Genomic DNA, 17,847 nt, shown 5'->3' on the forward strand with positions numbered 1-17,847 from the left:
CTATGGGAAGAGATGCGGCGAGGCGAAGAAGGCTCGCCCGCAGTTCCCCACACCGCGCGATTGTTGCGGTACTTCTGGCAATGGGCCTGTGCGCATCGTTTCTGTTCACGCTCGTTGTGCCGATCCAGGCGAGACTGCCCGAGTTGCTCAACGCGAGCCGCGACGATACCGCCTGGGTGCTCACGGCGACCCTGCTCGCGTCAGCGGTCGTCACACCGATCTCGGGCCGCCTAGGTGACATGTACGGCAAGCGTCGGGTGATTCTCGCACTGCTCATTGTCACAATGTGTGGATCGCTTGTCATTGCGCTCACTTCGAACGTCGCCATTGTCATTGCGGGTCGTGCTCTACAGGGAGCGATGTCAGGGGTGATCCCGCTCGGTATCGCGGTCATGCGTGACGTGCTTCCCGCGAGTCGTGTCGACTCGGCGATTGCGATGATGAGCGCGACGCTCGGCGTCGGGTCCGCTGTAGGTCTTCCCGCGAGTGCGCTCATAACGGAGTACGCGGACTGGCACGCCCTGTTTTGGGTGACGACCCTGCTGTGTGCGATCGCGTTCGGGCTCGTGCTCTGGATCATTCCGGTGAGCGTGTTGCGCACCGAGGGCAGATTCGACTACCTGGGAGCAATCGGCCTCGCCGCGGCGCTCATCTGCATTCTGCTCGCCATCTCACGTGGGGACTCGTGGGGCTGGTTGAGCCCAACCACGTTGATTACCGGGATCAGCGGGCTGATCATCGCGCTGCTCTGGGGCTGGTACCAGTTGCGGGCGGCTGAGCCGCTGCTTGACTTGCGCGTTGCCGCGAGAAGACCAGTGCTTCTCACAAATCTCGCATCGATTTCGCTCGGGTTCGCGCTGTTCGCGTCAAACGTCGTCTACCCGCAAGTGCTTGAACAACCGGTCTCTGGAGGGGTCGGCTTCGGTCTCACCCTGTTCTCTGCGAGTCTCATCATCATGCCCTCAGGGGTGCTCATGATGCTGCTTTCTCCAGTCGCAGGTCGCCTTGCGCGGCATGTGGGGCCGAAGCTCCTGCTTGTAATCGGCGCAGCTTCGCTTATTCTCGCTTACGGGTATTCAATCGCGTTTCACGATGAGGTGTGGCAGATTCTCGTGGCGAACTTGCTCATCGGCGTCGGCATCGGGTTCGGGTATGCCTCAATGCCGATGCTCATCATGCGTTCGGTGCCGCAGGGCGAAACGGGCGCGTCAAACGGACTCAATGCGCTCTGTCGCGCGCTTGGTACGAGCGGCGCAGCGGCGGTGATGGGTGCGATACTCGCGACTTCGAGCGCCGAGAGTGCAACCGGTATGCCGACTGCGTCTGGGTACCAGCTCACATTCATCGTGAGCATTATCGCGGCAGCGGTCGCGCTCACTCTTGCACTGCTTATTCCTCAGCGCCCCACCGCAGAGCGGCACCCAGCACTCCCCGAAGGGGTGTAGTGCAGAAGCCCGCGCGAGAGACTTGGCTCAGCACGCGGGCTCCGGGGTGGATCGGGAAGTGCGTTACTTGTGCGACGCCTTCGCGACCGCGCGGGCGACAGCCTCAGCGACACCGGGCGCGAATGGGTTCGGCACAATGAGATCCGCTGCGGGTTCCCCGACCTGATCCGCAATTGCTGCCGCGGCAGCGAGCTTCATCTCAGTCGTGATCTCGCGTGCGTTCGCATCGAGTGCTCCGCGGAAGATGCCGGGGAATGCGAGCACGTTGTTGATCTGGTTAGGGAAGTCGCTGCGGCCGGTCGCGACGACCGCGGCGTGCTTGAGCGCAATGTCTGGTGCAATCTCGGGGTCGGGGTTCGATAGCGCAAACACGATTGCGCCGTCGGCCATCGATGCGACGTCGGCCTCTGGAACCTTCGACGAAGACACCCCGATGAACACGTCTGCGCCAGCGAGAGTTTCGGCAGTGCCACCGGCAACGCGGCGGGGGTTCGACTTCTCTGCGATCTCGAGCTTCTTGCCCGCGATGTCGCCGCGATCCGCATGGATCGCGCCCTTCGAATCAAGCACAATGAGGTCTTTCACGCCAACCGCGAGCAACAGTTCTGAGACTGCGATTCCCGCCGCGCCAGCGCCCGAGATGACGACGCGGAGCGACGAGAGCTCCTTGCCGACCACCTTCAGCGCATTCGTGAGGGCGGCGAGCACCACGACTGCGGTGCCGTGCTGGTCATCGTGCATGACTGGCATGTCGAGGGCCTCGATGAGGCGACGCTCGATCTCAAAGCAGCGTGGGGCCGAGATATCTTCGAGGTTCACGGCGCCGAAGCTCGGGGCGATCCGCACTATTGTGTCAACGATCTCGTCGGGGTCGGTGGTGTCGAGCACGATGGGAATCGAATTCAGGCCGGCGAAGCGGCGGAAGAGTGCGCTCTTGCCTTCCATTACGGGCAGCGACGCGCTCGCACCGATATCGCCGAGCCCGAGAACCGCTGTGCCGTCCGAAACAACAGCGACGAGGCGCGATGCCCACGTGTGGCTCTTCGCGAGTTCGGGCTTCTCGGCGATGGCGCGGCTCACCTGAGCAACACCCGGTGTGTACGCGATCGAGAGATCTCGGCGATCCTCGAGTGGATCAGTAAGCTCGACGCTCAGCTTGCCGCCGAGGTGCGCCGTAAAGATCTCTTCCTCGGTGATCGTCTGTGCGCTCGCAAGGTTTGCGTTGGGGTCGGTGGAAGTGTTTTGGGTTGCCATCGCGGCTCCTTCAGGTCGAGTTGCAGAGCATGCAACTGGGAGTGGGGCGATTGAGTGCGGCCCGGGAAGATCACTCGGTGCGCGCAGCTAGTGCAGCGTTTCGGCGGGGATGTTGCCGATTAGAACGCAGGTCTCTGGTGGTGAGATCGCCTGTTCACGTTTGTCGAAGTTCTAATAATGACCGGAATTGAAATCTGAGTCAATTGATGTTTCACACAATGAATGAATTTACGTAGTGAATTAGCTGTTTTTACGTAGTTACCTCTCTGGATTTTGAGTCTTCCATGATGATTTGATGCTCACGAGGCCACTTACGAGTAAGAGCGAGCCAGACATGAGGAGGCTTCGTGTTGCGGCGGAGCCGAGTGTGCCGAGTGGGATGGATACGGCACTCACCAGGATCGGCAAGGTGACCTGCATGAGACGATTGACAAGCATGCGTAGCCCCAATGCGGCGCCGCGATCCACTGCGGAAACGGCAGATACGACCCAGGTCATTGTGAGCGGCTGTACGAGGCCGAGACAGAAGCCGAATACCGCCATGACAAGATACGTCGGGGGAAGGCCGAGGAATGGAAGCACGCCCATGCCAATGGCGCCCAAAAGGAGGCAACTCGTGATGAGCAGCTTTCGGGTGAACCGCTCGACGAGAAGGTGCATACCGACGCGGCTTACGAGACTCATGAACCCGCGGATTCCCAGCAGTAGTGCGACTGATTCCGGGCGTATGCCACGTTCTTCGGCCCACAGAGGGAGAAAGACGACGAGGAGGTCAAGGCAGGCGAGAGTTGCGCCGCTCAGAGCCACGGCAACAATCATGCCCGGGGTGCGAAGTATCTGGAGAATTGGTGTCGAGGCCTGCTGTGTTTTTGGAGTGTGTGTACGGCGCATGATCCGCACCCCGGTGGCGAAGGCGCCGCAGGTGACTGCGATCGAGAGTCCGGCAACGATTGTGAGTCCGGTGTGGATCCCGCCATCTGGCAGCAGACCAGGAAGGGCGAGTGCGAGGAGAGGGCCAGCAACCTGGCCAACTGAGGTACCCGCGCTGAGCCAGCCAAAAATGACATCAAGCTGTGTGTCCTTCTGCTTGTGCACCACTGCCGCCTGAGACGCCACCACCATGAAGATCTGCGCGCATCCGAAGGCGACCGCGACGATGAGGAGCGTTGTAATGGTCTGCACGAAGAGCGCGCACACGATGGGGATCGGGAACACGAGGCTCACGATTGCGAGCACCTTGCCGGAGCCGTAGCGATCCACCACGCGACCAGCAGGAACCGCGAGCAGTAATGCGCCGACCGCAAACGCGGTGGCGAGAAGGCCCACCTGGGTAGCCGACGCGCCGACGCGCAATGCGAGGTAGCCTGCGAGTGGACGAAATCCGTGGTCGACGATGGCAAGGCCGGCGGTGACGCACACGAGATTCCAGGGGATGTAGCCCATCGTTTTCGTCACCGAAGCATCCTGTTCCTGACGCGATTAACGTCATCGAATATATTATATATACTAGTGAATGACCGTGTGGCGTTGTCGAGCAAGGTTTTCCGGGCCCGCACGGTGATGCCGGAAGAGAATTGAGATGAGCATGTCAGCGACCCACACCGTAGCCTGCTGGGCGAGTAGCGTCAGCGAAGAAAATCTTCCAGACAACGTGGCGCATCACGGGCGAAGGCTCATCATTGATTACCTCGCGGCGGCAACGGCGGGTAGCACGACGGAGCTCTCGCAAAAACTTCGTGAGCATCACCGAGTGGTGGAGCCGGGAACTCGCGCGACAGCAATCGCGGGTCCGCGACTCACAGCGGGCGCCGCGGCGTTCGTTAACGGTGCTGCCGCACACGGCCTCGAGCTCGATGACGGGTATACCCCAGGCTCAGTTCACCCCGGTGCCTGCGTGATACCCGCAGTGCTCGCGGTCGGCGAGGCCACAGGGGCCACCCTCGGTGCGGTTGCTGCGGCGGTTATCGTGGGCGTCGAGATCACGACGCGGATCGCGGAGGCGGGCCACCCGAATGTCTTGAAAGCAGGGTTTCACAACACCCCGGTGGCCGGAGTCTTCGGTGCCGCCGCTGCGGTGAGTAATCTGCTCCGCCTCTCGCCCGAGGCAACCGCGGGCTCACTCGGCCTCGCTGGATCGTATGCCGGGGGCCTTCGTGAATACCATGCACACGCGTCTGAGGTGAAACGACTGCATACCGGCAAGGCAGCGCAGGACGGGTTGAAGTGCGCCGAGCTTGCCGCGCAAGGCATCTACGGTCCGAGCACAGTGCTCGAAGGTGAGAATGGCTACTTCAAGGCATTCGCGCACGGCAACTGGTCGCCTGAGGTACTGCTCGACAATCTTGGCCAATCTTGGACCTCGCTGCGCACATACGTGAAGCCATACCCATGTTGCAGGCACCTGCACGGTGCGATCGATGCGGCGCGAGCGCTTCGTCGTGCCGAAACCTTTGAGCTCGGCGATATCGAAACTATGCGGCTCGGGACCTTTGATCTAGCCGCACGATTGAACCGGGCAGAGCCAACAACGGTCATGGAGGCTCAGTTCAGCTTGCCGTTTGCCATCTCGGCAGCGCTCAAGTTTGGCAGCATCGATTTACGCACCTTCGAGCCAGAGCGGCTGTTCGATGATGAAGTCCAGCAACTCTCGCGGCAAGTAACTGTAGTACTGGATGAGGCGGCGCAGCAGGCGTACCCGCGCGAACGTGCCGCTCAACTCTCGATCACCCTGAAGAATGGACAGGTGCTCGAGACTCGCGTGCATCAGCCCCTCGGTGAACCCGACAATCCGCTCAGTGACGACGACATTGAAGAGAAGTTTCGCAATCTCGCAACCCCAGTCATTGGTGAGGCCCGCGTCGAGGGTGTGCTCGAGGCAGCCTGGAGCGGATCCGACCTGACGGCGCTTACGTCGGCGCTCTCCGAATAACCCGAACACTTCACAGGAGACGAATATGACAACCTCAGACGTAGCAGCACCCACGGTGCTCACCCGACTCGCGGACTGGATTAGTTCGGACTCAATCGAGATTCCCGAAGAGGTTCGGAGGCGTGCAAGGCTTGCGATGCTCGATACGCTCGGAACAACAATTGGTGCGCGAGCGAGTTCCGACTTTGACCAAATTGCGCCGTTTATCTCTGAGCAAGTAGCAGGAGCGAATGAGCCACTCATTGGCCGTGCGGGGTACGCATCAACGGCCGATGCAGCGTTCATTAACTCATTTACCGCGCACCTTCTCGACTTCGATGATTCGCACGGAGACATGGCGGGGCACCCAACAGCAGTCGTGCTGCCCGCAGCGCTCGCCGTGGCGGATCGGTTGGACCTCAGGTTTGAAGCTGTAGTTGACGCATACATCGTGGGCGTTGAAGTCATCAGCCGAATCGGTCGCATGTTGAACCCGGATCACTACGATCTCGGTTGGCATCCGACAGCGACGATCGGTGTCTTTGGGGCCGCCGCCGCGACTGCACGCTTGCTCGGGCTCGACGCCCGTCAGACCCAGGTAAGCCTGAGCCTCGCCGCTGCGTTCTCGAGTGGCATTAAGGCCTCGTTCGGCACTTCGGCGAAGCCGCTCCAGGTTGGGCGAGCTGCGGCATCAGGGGTGCAGGCTTCGCTCCTCGCTCAATCAGGAGCCACCGGGCGACCGGATGCCTTCGAACATTCACAGGGGTACGCACGCACCTTCGAGCGGAAGGACCCGGCGGTACTCACCGCGGAACTCGATACCGCGAGCCTCGGTGTGGAGTGGGCACTGATCCACCCTGGCATCATTATTAAGCAGTATCCGTGCTGCGGTAGCACACACTCGGCGATTGAGTCGGCAGCTGCGCTCGCGCCGCTTCGTGCAGAAGACATCGAGCAGATCCACATTCAATTGCACCCGAAGCGGCGCGGCCACGTCGACCGGCCGAACCCCAGCTCAGAACTCGATGCGAAGTTCAGCGTGCAGTTCACTGTGGGTCGGGCGCTTACCGCGGGCACGGTCACTCTGCAGGACTTCACTGGCCGGGTGCACGAGACCCCAGAAGCAGTTGCGCTTCTCAGCAAGACTGTGGTGAGTGACATCGATGCCGCTGACAATTCGGTGGCGGATCGGTACGTCGCCTCTGTCGCGGTGAAGCTTACTGACGGGCGCACCCTCGAGAAAGTCACACCGGTTGCCTCAGGGCGTGCACCGGGCGAGATGCTCGCAGCATCGCGAATCGTTGAGAAGTTTGAGAACTGCGTGCGACCCTACTTTGACGCGGCACAGGTGGAGGCGCTACGCAATCTAGTGCTCGAAGAAAATGATCGAAGTGTTGCGGAACTTCTGCGCTTGACGAGGGTCTAAGTATCGTTGCCATCTCGGCAAACAGGAGATCGGCCCGGACACAGCGTGTGCTGTCTCCGGGCCGATCTTTGTGAGCACTCAGCGTGGGGAAAGGGGGGGTTATTCGCTGAGTGCAAACCTCGGCAGGATCATGCCGTCCGGCATCTCGCTGTAGCAGAGAGAGACTCGCTCGCCGATCCACGACCCCTCGGGCTCCTTGCCCTCGAGGTTTGAGATCATGATTGGCCCCTCGCTCAGGCGAACTGCAATGACCTTGTGCGGTGCGGGATATGCGGGTAGGTAAGTCTTGTGGAAGACTACCCAACTAAGGATTTCTGCCTCGCCGCTCACCCGCTCCCAGACTGCGTTTTCCGAGTTGCACTGTGAGCAGATCGGGCCCGCTGGGTACCGCCACTCAGCGCAGTCTGCGCACCGCTGGAGCTGCATGTCTTTGTTCTTCACCGACTCCCAAAAGGGGATGTCATAGACCAGGGGAACCGGTTGTGGTGTGGGAGCAATTTCCATGAGAATCTCCTATCGTCCGTAAATGATCGACATGCACTTGCCGGCGACGTCGGAAGTGTAGTGAATGGTCTTCGCGTTCTCGATCTGCCGGGCGCCCGCTTGCTGGCGCACTTGGCGAACAGCTTCGAGCTGGTGGTTCCAGCCCTGCATGTACGACTCGGAGAGGTGGCCGCCGTGGGTGTTCACGGGAAGCTTGCCACCCGGGCCGATGCCCTGCTCTGTGAGGAACTGCTTCACGGTGCCCACCTCGGTGTATCCGTATCCCTCGAGCGCGAGCGGCACATGGACAGAGAAGCTGTCATAGACGAGAAAGCCGTCCATGTCCTCCGGGCCTACTCCCGCAATCTCGTACGAATCCTTACCTGCCTGCTGCTGGGCGGGAAGATAGTAGTCGGTGAGTCGCGGTTCGAGGCTCGTCGCGCCGGTATTGAGGTCGGAGCGGCCGGTGCCGAGGATGGAGACGGGATTGGGGCTCATCTTCTTCGCGTACTCGGCATCAGCAATGATGAGGGCGACGCCGCCGTCATTCACGAGGCAGTAGTCGAAGACGTGCAGTGGCTCGCAGACGTACCGTGACTCGATGTAGTCATCGACGGTGATGGTCTTGCGCTGAATCGCAGCCTCGTTCATGCTCGCCCATGCGCGCTGCGCAACTGCAACTTCGCCCATGTCGGCCTCGGTCATGCCACGCTCCTCTTGGTAGCGGCGGGCGGTGAGAGCGTAGAGAGCGCCCTGAGAGGTCATGCCCCACGGTGAGTGATAAACGTAAGAGAGGAACGATCCACCGCCCATCGCGGCCGGGCCACCATACTGGGTACCCGCCGAACGCTGGTCGTTGCCGTAGACAAGGGCGATCACCTTCGCGTAGCCGGCCTCAATGGCCATGTGCGCTTGCAGAACTGACTGAACGGCGTCTGCCTGCCCGCCCCAGCGCACATTGAGACCGAGTACCTCGCCCATGCGTTCGTACGCCGTAGTGGGCCCGACGATGAGACCGTCAATGTCTCCCTTGGGAATGCCCGAGTCCTTGAGTGCCTGTTGGAATGCCTGTGCGGCGTATCCGACCGAATCAGCTGGCTTCTCGCCAGCACGCACGCGCTTCCAGTCCGTGACCCAATCAGTTTGGCCGATGCCAATGATTGCCGCGGCACTTCGCTTTCTTACCATCGTGTGCTTTTCCTCCTCGTGTCCTACACCAATACGTTCGTGTCGCGCAGGTGTGCAATCTCTTCTGGTGAGAGATCTAATAGGGTTTCGCAGATTTCGTCGGTGTGTTGTCCGAGCATCGGCGCCGACGTGGTTGGCTGCACCTCAGTGTGGCGAAACTTAAACGGTTGGCCGTTGTACAGTGTTTCGCCCATCTCGGGGTGCTCGAGCACGCGCCAGTGTTCCCGGTACCGCAGCTGCTTATCGACAATGACCTCCGCTGGGGAGAGCACCGGTGCGGAGGGAACATTACGCGCCTGCAGTTCTGCGACGAGCTGATGGTTGGAGCGCGAGGCAACAGCCTGGGCAAGTGCAGTACTGTCAGCATCAGGGGTGAGTTCGGGATCGAGCTGCAGGACCTCGAGCACGCTCGACCATTCGGCCGTAGTAGGGGCCGTGATTGAGATCCAATTGTCGTCGCCCGACGTTGGGAGTACATCCTGCCAGACGAATCCCTCATCCTTGTTGCCGAGTGGCCCCCGATCATTACCGTTAACTGTCCAGTCGAGGAACTCGGGGCCGAGTGTGACGAGCATCGCCTCAGTTTGCGCCATGTCGATCTGCTGGCCCTGCCCGGTGAGGCGGCTGCTCCGGAGTGCTGCGAGCATTGCGAACGCGGCGTGCCCCGGGTTCGGAATATGGTCGGGGTAGTTGGTGCCCGTTCCCGTAGGAATCTCACCAGGGTTGCCACTGAGGTGGTGGAATCCGGTAATTGCGCTCATCATCGCGCCGTACCCTCGTGCATTGCGTTCGGGCCCCGAGTCGCCGTTCATCGACATTGACAGATATATGACTCGGGGGTTCACGTTGGCGACGGCTTCGTATCCGAGACCGAGCCGATCCATCACACCGGCGGAAAAGTTGTTGCAGACAATGTCGGCTTGCTCGATGAGCTTGAGTGCGATCTCAACGGCGCCAGGCTCCTTGAGGTTCAGAAGCATACTTCGCTTGCTCGTGTTCCGGTCAGCGAAGTATCCGCTCCGATTGACGCCGCTCTCGCCGCCGGCAAATGGGGGGCTGAGACGGATTCCGTCGATCTTTTTCGTGCTCTCGATCTTGATGACCTCAGCACCGAGGTCAGCGAGAATCTTTGTGGCGTATGAACCAGCACCGACCCAGCTGAAGTCGATGACGCGAACCCCGTTGAGTGGGCGTTTCATGCGTAGTTTCCTCTTCCTTGTGCGGTGGCAACAGATGTCGCGTCGGCTCCCAGTTCGCTAAGAATTACGTCTGAGTCTTGCCCGACCTGAGGTGCGTGGCCGCCGGATTGCCAGGGAGTGCCGAGTAGCCGGTATGGGGCGCCTGGTGCGTCAACCAGAGCCTCGCCAATGCGCATCTCTGTGAAGAACTCACGAGCCAGCAGCTGCAACGACTCATGTACCTCTGCCAAGGTTTTCACCGGTGAAAGTGGAACATTCCACTTGATGGCAGCTTCGAGCAGTTCGGCCTTTGTGTGCCGTTCGGAATACTGGGTAAAGATCTCCCAGAAGAGATCCTTCCCCTCGTCACTCTCGACAAAGCTACGTTCCCACCAACGCTGCTCTTCGAGGAGCGCAGCGTTCGGTACACCAGCATCTTGCATCCACTCAGTGAAATTGCCCCAGAACCGATTGCCGCCAATACCACCTGCAATGAGGAACACGTATCCGTCAGCACAGGGAAATACGCCAAAGCCGGCCTGTTTCTGCTTGCCTCCGTGCCGGCGACGATTGTGTCCCTCGAGGTCGTAGAACTGGATCGCGTTCTCGAGTCCGAGTGACACACATTCTTGAACGGACACATCGATGACTTCACCCGCGCCTCCGTTCTCAGAGACGAGTGCGGCCATTGAAGCAACGGCACCAAAGAGGCTGCCAGCACGGAACGATTGGTGGCCGGCCGCTTGTACGGGAGCGCCGTCGTCGTATCCTCCGAGCCAGAGCATTCCACCAAATGCCATGCATGTTGCATCGGTGGCCACGTAATTGGAGTACGGACCTGCAAGCCCAAATGGAGTGATCGCCGTGACAGTGAGGTTCGGGAACTGTGTGTGGAGCTCGTCGTAGCCGAAGCCTTGAGCCTCAAGATCGTGCTGGGTGCGGTCATCGAGAAGGAGATCAGCCGACTTTGCGAGACGGGTAAAGGTCTCACGGCCTTCGGGGGTTCCGAGATTTACCTCGATGGATCGTTTGTCACAATTGTCGTACGCGAACCGGAGGCTCTCGCCCGTCGATTGAGCGAGTGGTGGCGCCGCGCGGTAGCTCGATCCACCGGGGGGCTCAACGAGAATAACGTTCGCGCCCAGTTGAGCAAACATGCGGCCGCAGTAATTTGCGATTTCACCACCGAGATCGAGCACTGTGATTCCGTGCAACGCACCGCCAGGATTTGGGTGCTGGGTGGTCATGAATGGCTCCGATCGCGTACGCTTCGTCTTTGAGTAACTATATTATATATAATACAGAAGAACAATGTTTTGCTTCTGACGTGCTACGCATCGCCAGAATGGGGGCGATTGCTGGGCTACCGGCCCGTGAAGTTTGGTGTGCGCTTCTCTCCGAACGCCTTGCGTCCCTCCGCGCGATCCTCGGTGTCTCGGAGCAGCCCGAACGCGTACCGCTCAGCAGCAATACCAGCGTCGAGCGGCATCTCAAGCGCCTGACTCACGAGTTTCTTGGCTGCAGCGACGGCCAGTGGCCCGTTCTGCGCGATCCGCTCAGCAAGTTCGCGTGCGCGAGTCTGCAGTTCAGAAAAGGGCACTACCTCTTGGACTAGTCCAATGCGCAGAGCCTCATCGGCTGAAACACGATCACCGGTGAGGATTAGCTTCAATGCCTGAGGGACGCCGACAACGCGGGGGAGAAGTTGGGTGCCAGCGCTTCCTGGGATACTTCCAATCCGGGTTTCGGGGAGTCCAAAACTTGCGTTCTCGGAGGCGATGCGGATATCAGCGCGGAGTGCGATCTCAAGGCCCCCGCCGAGCGCATACCCGTTGATTGCGCAGATCACCGGCTTGTTGGTGGGGAAGCCCGAGAGAAGGTGGTCACTCTGGCCACCAAACTCCTCGACGGCCATGTTGTTCGGTACACCCGCTGTCTTCTTGAGATCCACACCGGTGCAGAATGAGCGCTCGCCAGCCCCAGTAATGATGGCGACGCGAATCGCCGGGTCGGAGGAAATTGTCGCGTACGCCTCGCGTAGCTCCCTGCGCGTTTCGGCATCGATGGCGTTGAGTGCATCTGGACGGTCGAGCGTGACCTGGGCGACGCCGCCTTCAATTGAGAGGTGGACAGTCATATCATGCTCCTTTGCCTGCGGGATATTCTATAAAGTATAGACAATACAGCATCCTATACCTTCCGATATGCTTGCCGCATGAATGAACTTGACTCCGATGGTGGAGTAAACCAGTCCACATCCTTTGAACGACCACTGAGTAAAACTGAGTACGTCCTACAGCGACTGCGCCAAGAACTTGTCGACGGTACGATCCAGCCCGGCACGCAGATTCGCCAAGGAGACATCAGTGCTCGTTACGGCGTCAGTGCGACTCCCGTGCGTGAAGCGCTGCGTCGCCTTGAGGCCGAAGGGCACGTGAGCTACTCGCCACACCGCGGTGCGACCGTGAACACCATGCCCGAAGAAGACTTGTATGCGCTGTACCGGTTCCGTATCGAGGTCGAGAAGTTGCTCGCATCGCTCGCTGTTGAGCGTGCTGACGCTGACGCGATTGCACTCGCCAAGCAGAAGCACGCGGACCTCAAGGATGCGGCAAAGTCGGGACAAAGCGCAGAGCGGCTTTCTCAGCTCAACCGTGAGTTCCATCTCGCAGTAATGCGAGCCGGTGCCCCATATATAGCGGATCGCGTAGTGCGCCCACTCTGGAAAACGGTGATTCCAACTTCGCAGAGCCAGTGGGATCGCGACGACTCGGTGAAAGAGTTCCTCCACGCGCACGATGAGATCATGCTTGCGCTCGAAGGCGGTGACGCCGAGAAGGCTGGCGAGCTTATGGGCAAGCACGTGCTCGAGGCCTACAAGGAGCGCCTCGCACGCATTCGCAAAGACTAATCCGGCGATAATTTCACTCAAAGATAGGTCAGCCAGCGACGCCTTGATATAAGATATATAATCCTTAGTACATTTTATATGTTAAGTTTTATGGAGCAACGCTAAGTGGCGTTGGTCAATCTATGGAGGCGAAATGAGTGAGAAGTACGACGTCGTGGTCGTAGGCGGAGCAAGCGCAGGCTATGCAGCAGCAGTCGCTGCGAGTCATGCGGGCGCCGAACGCATTATTGTCATCGAGAAGGCACCCCGTGACGAAGTAGGCGGAAACTGCCGCTTCTCAAAGATGGGCTTTCGCACGGTTCACGAGGGCACCGATGACCTGTTCGAGATGCTTAACGCAGATCAGCAGGACGAGCTCCGCGGCAAGTTTAAGGTGCGCCCATACACGAAAGAAGACTTCGCGAGCGACCTTGACCGCGTGACCAAGGGTCTCGTGGATCCCGAGCTTGCACGCACACTCGTTGAGGACTCGCGCGACGCAATTGACTGGATGACGGAACTCGGCCACAAGTGGCTTGCATGGCAGCAGCCGGTCGATCGCGACGGTGTGCTTGAGTTCCCTCCCGGCACCGTGCTGGGCCCGGTTGGCGGTGGCCTCGGTCTCGTCGAGCAGTGGATCAAGATTGGTAACGAGCTCGGCATTGAGCTGCGCACCGATACTCGCGTCTCGAGCATTATCGGTGACTTTAACCGCGTTACCGGTGTCATCGTCGACGGCCCCGAGGGGCGTTATGAGATCGAAGCGAAGACCGTCATCCTCGCGAGTGGTGGATTCCAAGCGAGCGCCGAACGCCGCGCCCGCTACCTCCCACCAGGGTCTGACCTCATGAAGGTTCGCGGTAGCCGTCACAACACCGGTGAAGTTCTCGACATGGCGATTCAGCTTGGCGCCGATACCTCGGGTCAGTGGCAGGGTGGCCACGCATCACCGATCGACGCGAGCGCGCCGAACGTTGAGGTGAACAACAATGTGAACCGTTACGCCTACCCGTACGGCATCTCGGTAAATATCAATGGCGACCGCTTCTTCGATGAGTCAGAGCGTCACCGTACCTACACCTACGCGAAGACCGGCTGGGCTGTTGCTCGCCAGCCAGACGGCGTTGCCTTCCAGATCTACGACCAGCAGGCGAACGGCATGTACCCAGATGCCTACCGTGCCGCGACGCCAGTAGAGGCAGACTCGATTCGCGAGCTCGCGGAAAAGATCGGCATCGATCCCACCGCGCTCGAGCGCACCGTTAACGAGTACAACAACTCCGTGAACGAATCGGTTCCATACGATGCGACTGTCGAAGATGGACGTAACGCTGTTGGACTTACACCCCCTCACAGCAACTGGGCGCTCCCGATTAACCAGGGTCCGTTCCGCGCCTACAAGGTAACCGGTGCGATCACCTTCAGCTTCGGTGGATTGAAGACGAACAAGGATGGCCAGGTGCTCAACACTTCGCAGAAGCCGATCCGCGGCCTCTATGCGAACGGTGACATCGTCGGAATGTTCTACCACAACTACCCCTCGACGAGTGGAATGACCAGAAATGTCGTCTTCGGCGGTCGCGCCGGAGCCCACGCAGCTACAGAGGCTGGGCGATGACATCTCAGGAAGAGACCTTGAACGTCACCCGCACGGTCGCAGAATTTGCGGCCGGGGTGGCGTTCGAGGAACTCCCCGCCGACGTCGTCGAACGAGCGAGACTGCTTGCGCTTGACGGCATCGCTTGCGCGTTTGTCGGGGCGAAGCTTCCCTGGGCGAAGAAAGCCGTCGAAGCGATGTCGATGGTGGAATCTGGCACCGGCGCAACGTTATGGGGATGGGGTAAGAGCGTTTCCCCGTCGTCGGCAGCACTGCTCAACGGCACATTTGTGCAGGGGTTTGAGCTCGATGACTTCCATGCTCACGGCGCATTGCATTCGTCGTCGGTCGTTGTGACCGCCGCAATGGCTGCAGCCGACATTCGGCCCGAAACTACCCTCGGTGAGCTGCTGCGTGCGTTCGTCGTTGGCTATGAGGTCGGACCGCGCGTCGGTATGGCCATGGGTGGCGGCCGCCTGAGCACCATCGGCTGGCATACCGGATCGGTGTACGGGACCGCCGCATCGGCGGTGGCTGCTGGCTCCGTATTTGGACTCGATGCCGCCAACATGGAAAGCGCTATCGGAAACTCGGTCACTCGGGCGAGCGGACTCATGGCGGCTCAGTACAAGTCGATGGTGAAGCGAATGCATCACGGTATGGCTGCGCAGTCAGGTCTCGTGGGTGCGGCACTTGCGAGCAAGGGCTTCGCGGGTACTGAATCCGTACTCGAGCATCCGTATGGTGGGTTGGCTGCTGCAATTCTCGGCGATGTCGATGAGGCTGACTTCAGCAAACTCACTGACGGTCTCGGTGAGAACTGGATCCTGAAGACCATCGGTATTAAGCGCTATGCATGCCTCATTATGTTGCACTCGACGATTGATGAGATGATCGCGCAACGTGTACAGGGTCTTCGCGACAGCGACATTTCCCGGATTCGCATTGGCGTCGCAGAAAGTGTTGCGCGGCGCACCTCTTGGAAGATGGAAGCGCCAGGTAAGACGCTGAGCGCTCAAATGAATCTGCGTTTTGCCACTGCGGTTGCTTTGCTTGATGGAGCAGCGTATGTCGAGCAGTTCTCTCAAGAGTCGTTGGCTCGACCTGAAGTGTGGGACCTCATGGATCGCATCGACGTTTACCACGACGAGCGTATCGATGCACTTGGACGTGACCGCAGGTTCGTGACCAATATCGATATTGAGCTCACCGATGGAACGACGCGAACACTCGTGAGCACGCCGCCTCAGGACCGGGAATTCGACGCGGAGTCCGTCCGTGTGAAGTTCCGTGGACTTGTTCAGGGGCTCATCCCTGACGCGAAGATCGATGAGATTGAGCAGTTCATTCTCACCGCATCTCCCGACACTCCAGCAGCAGAGCTTTCTGCCCTCCTCGGGACGCCGTCTGAGCCCGCATTGAGCGGATTAGATTCGTAGCGGATCTCTGTGAGTAGGCCGGCTGAGTCATGGATATTCAGCCGGCCTAGGAATTTCAACAAGACTGGTGGAACCAGCTTGTGTTTCCGTTAGATTTCAGTATTATATAGACTATATTACGTAGATTAATCGAGGCTCCGGCCCCGATGTGCGCGAGTGAAGGCCTGTTCTGCCGCAAGGTGGGCACAGTTCCCAAGCACGTATTTTCCAATGATGGGAGTTGAACAATGGAGTTACCGACTCAACCTACCGGGTCTGACGTGGTCCTCCGGGTCGAGGGACTTCGCGTACAGTTTGGCTCGGTGAATGCCGTAGTCGATACTTCGTTCGAACTTCGCCGGGGCGAGTTCTTAGGGGTCGTGGGCGAATCCGGTGCTGGCAAGAGTGCAACAGCTAAGGCGATCGTCGGGCTTCTCGCGAAGAATGCGCGGGTTTCAGGAACGATCGAATTTGACGGTAAGAACCTCGTCGAAGCGTCTGGCGCTCACATGCGCAAGGTTCGTGGTCGGAAGATTGGGTATATCTTCCAAGATGCGCTTACCGCGCTAGACCCCGTGTACACAGTTGGGTACCAGCTCGTCGAGGCTTACCTCGCCTCAAACCCAAAGGGCACGAAGGCGGAGGCGAGGAAGCGCGCACTTGAGATCCTCGAAGAGGTACAGATCCGTGATGCTGCGTCACGACTTGATGCATACCCGCACCAGCTCTCGGGAGGTATGCGCCAGCGCGTTGCGATCGCAGTTGCACTGATCGGTGATCCAGACATCATCATTGCCGACGAGCCAACGAGCGCGCTCGACGTGACGGTGCAGCGACGTATCCTCGAGCTCCTGCAGAAGGTTTGCCACGAGCGGAATGCGGCCGTGGTGCTCATCACCCACGACCTCGGAGTGGTTGCCCAAACCTGCGATCGTGTTGTCGTGCTATACGGCGGTATCGTTGCCGAGGAGGCTGGAGTGTTCGACCTGTTCGATACTCCGCGCCACCCGTATACCAAGGCACTGCTCGATTCGCTTCCGAAACGTGGAGATAAAGACTCGCTCAAGCCGATCCCGGGACAGGCCGAGCCAGTCATCGGGGAGGCAACATATTGCCCGTTCGTGCATCGGTGCGCGTCAGCGACCGCAATTTGCAGAAGCGAACTCCCACAGCCCAGCCAGGTGGCCGCGAGTGAAGTGCGCTGTTTCAACCCTCGAATTGAGAAGGGAGCGGCCTGATGTCGACAGCACTTGAGGTAAAGAACCTCAACAAGATCTTCAGTTCAGGGGCGCTTTTCGCCAAGAAGTCCTCGGTGCACGCGGTGAACGATGTGTCGTTCACCGTTACCGAGGGAAGCACGATGGGACTCATCGGCGAATCGGGTTCTGGTAAGTCGACCACCGCGCGGATGGTGTGCCGACTGCTCACTCCGACCAGCGGAAACATTGAACTCTTTGGTCGCGACATCGTCAAGCTCAGGAGCCGGGCTGCAACGCAGGTCACACGCGAGGTGCAGATCGTGTTCCAGGATCCGGGTTCCTCGCTGAACCCTCGGTGGAGAATCGGATCTCTCGTCGCTGAAGGTATGCTCACACACGGCATCGGTACCGCGGAACAGCGGAAACGCCGGGTGCGTGAGTTGCTCGAGATGTGCGGACTCCCGGCCTCGGCCGCGGACAAGTTTCCACACGAATTCTCGGGCGGTCAGCGACAGCGAATCGCTATTGCACGCGCGCTGGCCGTCGAGCCCCGCCTCCTCATTCTTGATGAGCCTGTTTCGGCGCTCGATGTGTCAATCCAGGCGCAGATTCTCATCTTGCTGCGAGACCTGCAGCGTGAGCTTGGAATGACGTACCTCATGGTGTCTCACGACCTAGCGGTCGTCGAGCAGTTCTGTGACGACGTCTGCGTCATGCGTAACGGTCAGATCGTGGAGCAGGGCAACGCGACGGCCGTTTTGACGAATCCTTCAGCTGAATACACCCAAGAACTCATCAACGCTCATCCCGAGCCAGACCCAAGAAAGTCACGACTGCGAGTTGAAAATGAAAGGTAATATT

At 59.6% G+C, this 17,847-nt stretch carries 15 protein-coding genes; 8 read left to right on the forward strand and 7 right to left on the reverse strand.

Going from position 1 to position 17,847, the window contains the following annotated elements:
- Nucleotides 1-2 precede the first annotated feature (2 nt).
- Nucleotides 3-1,445: an MFS transporter gene (locus H9L06_RS08020; protein ID WP_187556436.1), complete on the forward strand. Its 1,443-nt coding sequence runs from the start codon at nucleotides 3-5 to the stop codon at nucleotides 1,443-1,445.
- A gap of 63 nt (nucleotides 1,446-1,508) precedes the next feature.
- On the opposite strand, the gene H9L06_RS08025 is transcribed toward H9L06_RS08020, so the two are convergent.
- Both H9L06_RS08025 and H9L06_RS08030 read right to left on the reverse strand, forming a co-directional pair.
- The gene (locus H9L06_RS08025; RefSeq protein WP_187554697.1) at nucleotides 1,509-2,699 is read right to left on the reverse strand and encodes an NAD(P)-dependent malic enzyme; all 1,191 of its coding nucleotides are present in this window, start codon (nucleotides 2,697-2,699) and stop codon (nucleotides 1,509-1,511) included.
- A gap of 258 nt (nucleotides 2,700-2,957) precedes the next feature.
- Nucleotides 2,958-4,154: an MFS transporter gene (locus H9L06_RS08030; protein ID WP_187554698.1), complete on the reverse strand. Its 1,197-nt coding sequence runs from the start codon at nucleotides 4,152-4,154 to the stop codon at nucleotides 2,958-2,960.
- A 124-nt stretch (nucleotides 4,155-4,278) separates the two neighbouring features.
- Between H9L06_RS08030 and H9L06_RS08035 the strand changes: the two genes are divergently transcribed.
- Together H9L06_RS08035 and H9L06_RS08040 are read left to right on the forward strand one after the other, a co-directional pair.
- Complete coding sequence (locus H9L06_RS08035) at nucleotides 4,279-5,628, forward strand: MmgE/PrpD family protein (protein ID WP_187554699.1); 1,350 nt, start codon at nucleotides 4,279-4,281, stop codon at nucleotides 5,626-5,628.
- A gap of 25 nt (nucleotides 5,629-5,653) precedes the next feature.
- Nucleotides 5,654-7,033, forward strand: coding sequence for an MmgE/PrpD family protein (locus H9L06_RS08040; RefSeq protein ID WP_187554700.1), 1,380 nt, complete (start codon nucleotides 5,654-5,656; stop codon nucleotides 7,031-7,033).
- Nucleotides 7,034-7,132: 99 nt separating this feature from the next.
- Here H9L06_RS08040 and H9L06_RS08045 read toward each other — a convergent pair whose 3' ends face one another.
- The 5 genes from H9L06_RS08045 to H9L06_RS08065 all read right to left on the reverse strand — a co-directional run bounded on the left by H9L06_RS08045 (nucleotide 7,133) and on the right by H9L06_RS08065 (nucleotide 12,019).
- Nucleotides 7,133-7,537 carry a Zn-ribbon domain-containing OB-fold protein gene (locus H9L06_RS08045; protein WP_187554701.1) on the reverse strand — a complete coding sequence of 135 codons (405 nt, stop codon included), beginning with the start codon at nucleotides 7,535-7,537 and terminating at the stop codon, nucleotides 7,133-7,135.
- 9 nt (nucleotides 7,538-7,546) lie between these two features.
- Nucleotides 7,547-8,704, reverse strand: a complete 1,158-nt coding sequence (locus tag H9L06_RS08050; protein ID WP_187554702.1) for a thiolase family protein — start codon at nucleotides 8,702-8,704, stop codon at nucleotides 7,547-7,549.
- 23 nt (nucleotides 8,705-8,727) lie between these two features.
- A complete protein-coding gene (locus tag H9L06_RS08055; RefSeq protein ID WP_187554703.1) occupies nucleotides 8,728-9,903 on the reverse strand; it encodes a CaiB/BaiF CoA transferase family protein in 1,176 nt (391 codons plus the stop codon).
- Entirely contained in the window at nucleotides 9,900-11,129 is a 1,230-nt protein-coding gene (locus tag H9L06_RS08060) for a CaiB/BaiF CoA transferase family protein (RefSeq protein WP_187554704.1), read from the reverse strand. The genes H9L06_RS08055 and H9L06_RS08060 overlap by 4 nt, the downstream gene beginning before the upstream one ends.
- A 116-nt stretch (nucleotides 11,130-11,245) precedes the next feature.
- Nucleotides 11,246-12,019, reverse strand: a complete 774-nt coding sequence (locus H9L06_RS08065; protein ID WP_187554705.1) for an enoyl-CoA hydratase/isomerase family protein — start codon at nucleotides 12,017-12,019, stop codon at nucleotides 11,246-11,248.
- Nucleotides 12,020-12,097: 78 nt separating this feature from the next.
- On the opposite strand from H9L06_RS08065, the gene H9L06_RS08070 reads away from it, so the two are divergent.
- From H9L06_RS08070 to H9L06_RS08090, 5 genes are all read left to right on the forward strand, one after another.
- Entirely contained in the window at nucleotides 12,098-12,793 is a 696-nt protein-coding gene (locus H9L06_RS08070; RefSeq protein WP_187554706.1) for a GntR family transcriptional regulator, read from the forward strand.
- Between the two features lie 133 nt (nucleotides 12,794-12,926).
- Nucleotides 12,927-14,390 (forward strand): FAD-dependent tricarballylate dehydrogenase TcuA, encoded by a 1,464-nt coding sequence (gene tcuA / locus H9L06_RS08075; RefSeq protein WP_187554707.1) that lies wholly within the window; start codon nucleotides 12,927-12,929, stop codon nucleotides 14,388-14,390.
- Complete coding sequence (locus tag H9L06_RS08080) at nucleotides 14,387-15,808, forward strand: MmgE/PrpD family protein (RefSeq protein ID WP_187554708.1); 1,422 nt, start codon at nucleotides 14,387-14,389, stop codon at nucleotides 15,806-15,808. Before tcuA ends, H9L06_RS08080 begins: the two co-directional genes overlap by 4 nt.
- Nucleotides 15,809-16,035: 227 nt before the next feature.
- Nucleotides 16,036-17,025, forward strand: coding sequence for an ABC transporter ATP-binding protein (locus tag H9L06_RS08085; protein ID WP_187554709.1), 990 nt, complete (start codon nucleotides 16,036-16,038; stop codon nucleotides 17,023-17,025).
- Nucleotides 17,025-17,843 (forward strand): ATP-binding cassette domain-containing protein, encoded by an 819-nt coding sequence (locus H9L06_RS08090; protein ID WP_187554710.1) that lies wholly within the window; start codon nucleotides 17,025-17,027, stop codon nucleotides 17,841-17,843. The genes H9L06_RS08085 and H9L06_RS08090 overlap by 1 nt, the downstream gene beginning before the upstream one ends.
- The last annotated feature ends 4 nt before the right edge of the window (nucleotides 17,844-17,847 follow it).

It is taken from the genome of Leucobacter denitrificans, assembly GCF_014396385.1.
Lineage (GTDB): Bacteria > Actinomycetota > Actinomycetes > Actinomycetales > Microbacteriaceae > Leucobacter > Leucobacter denitrificans.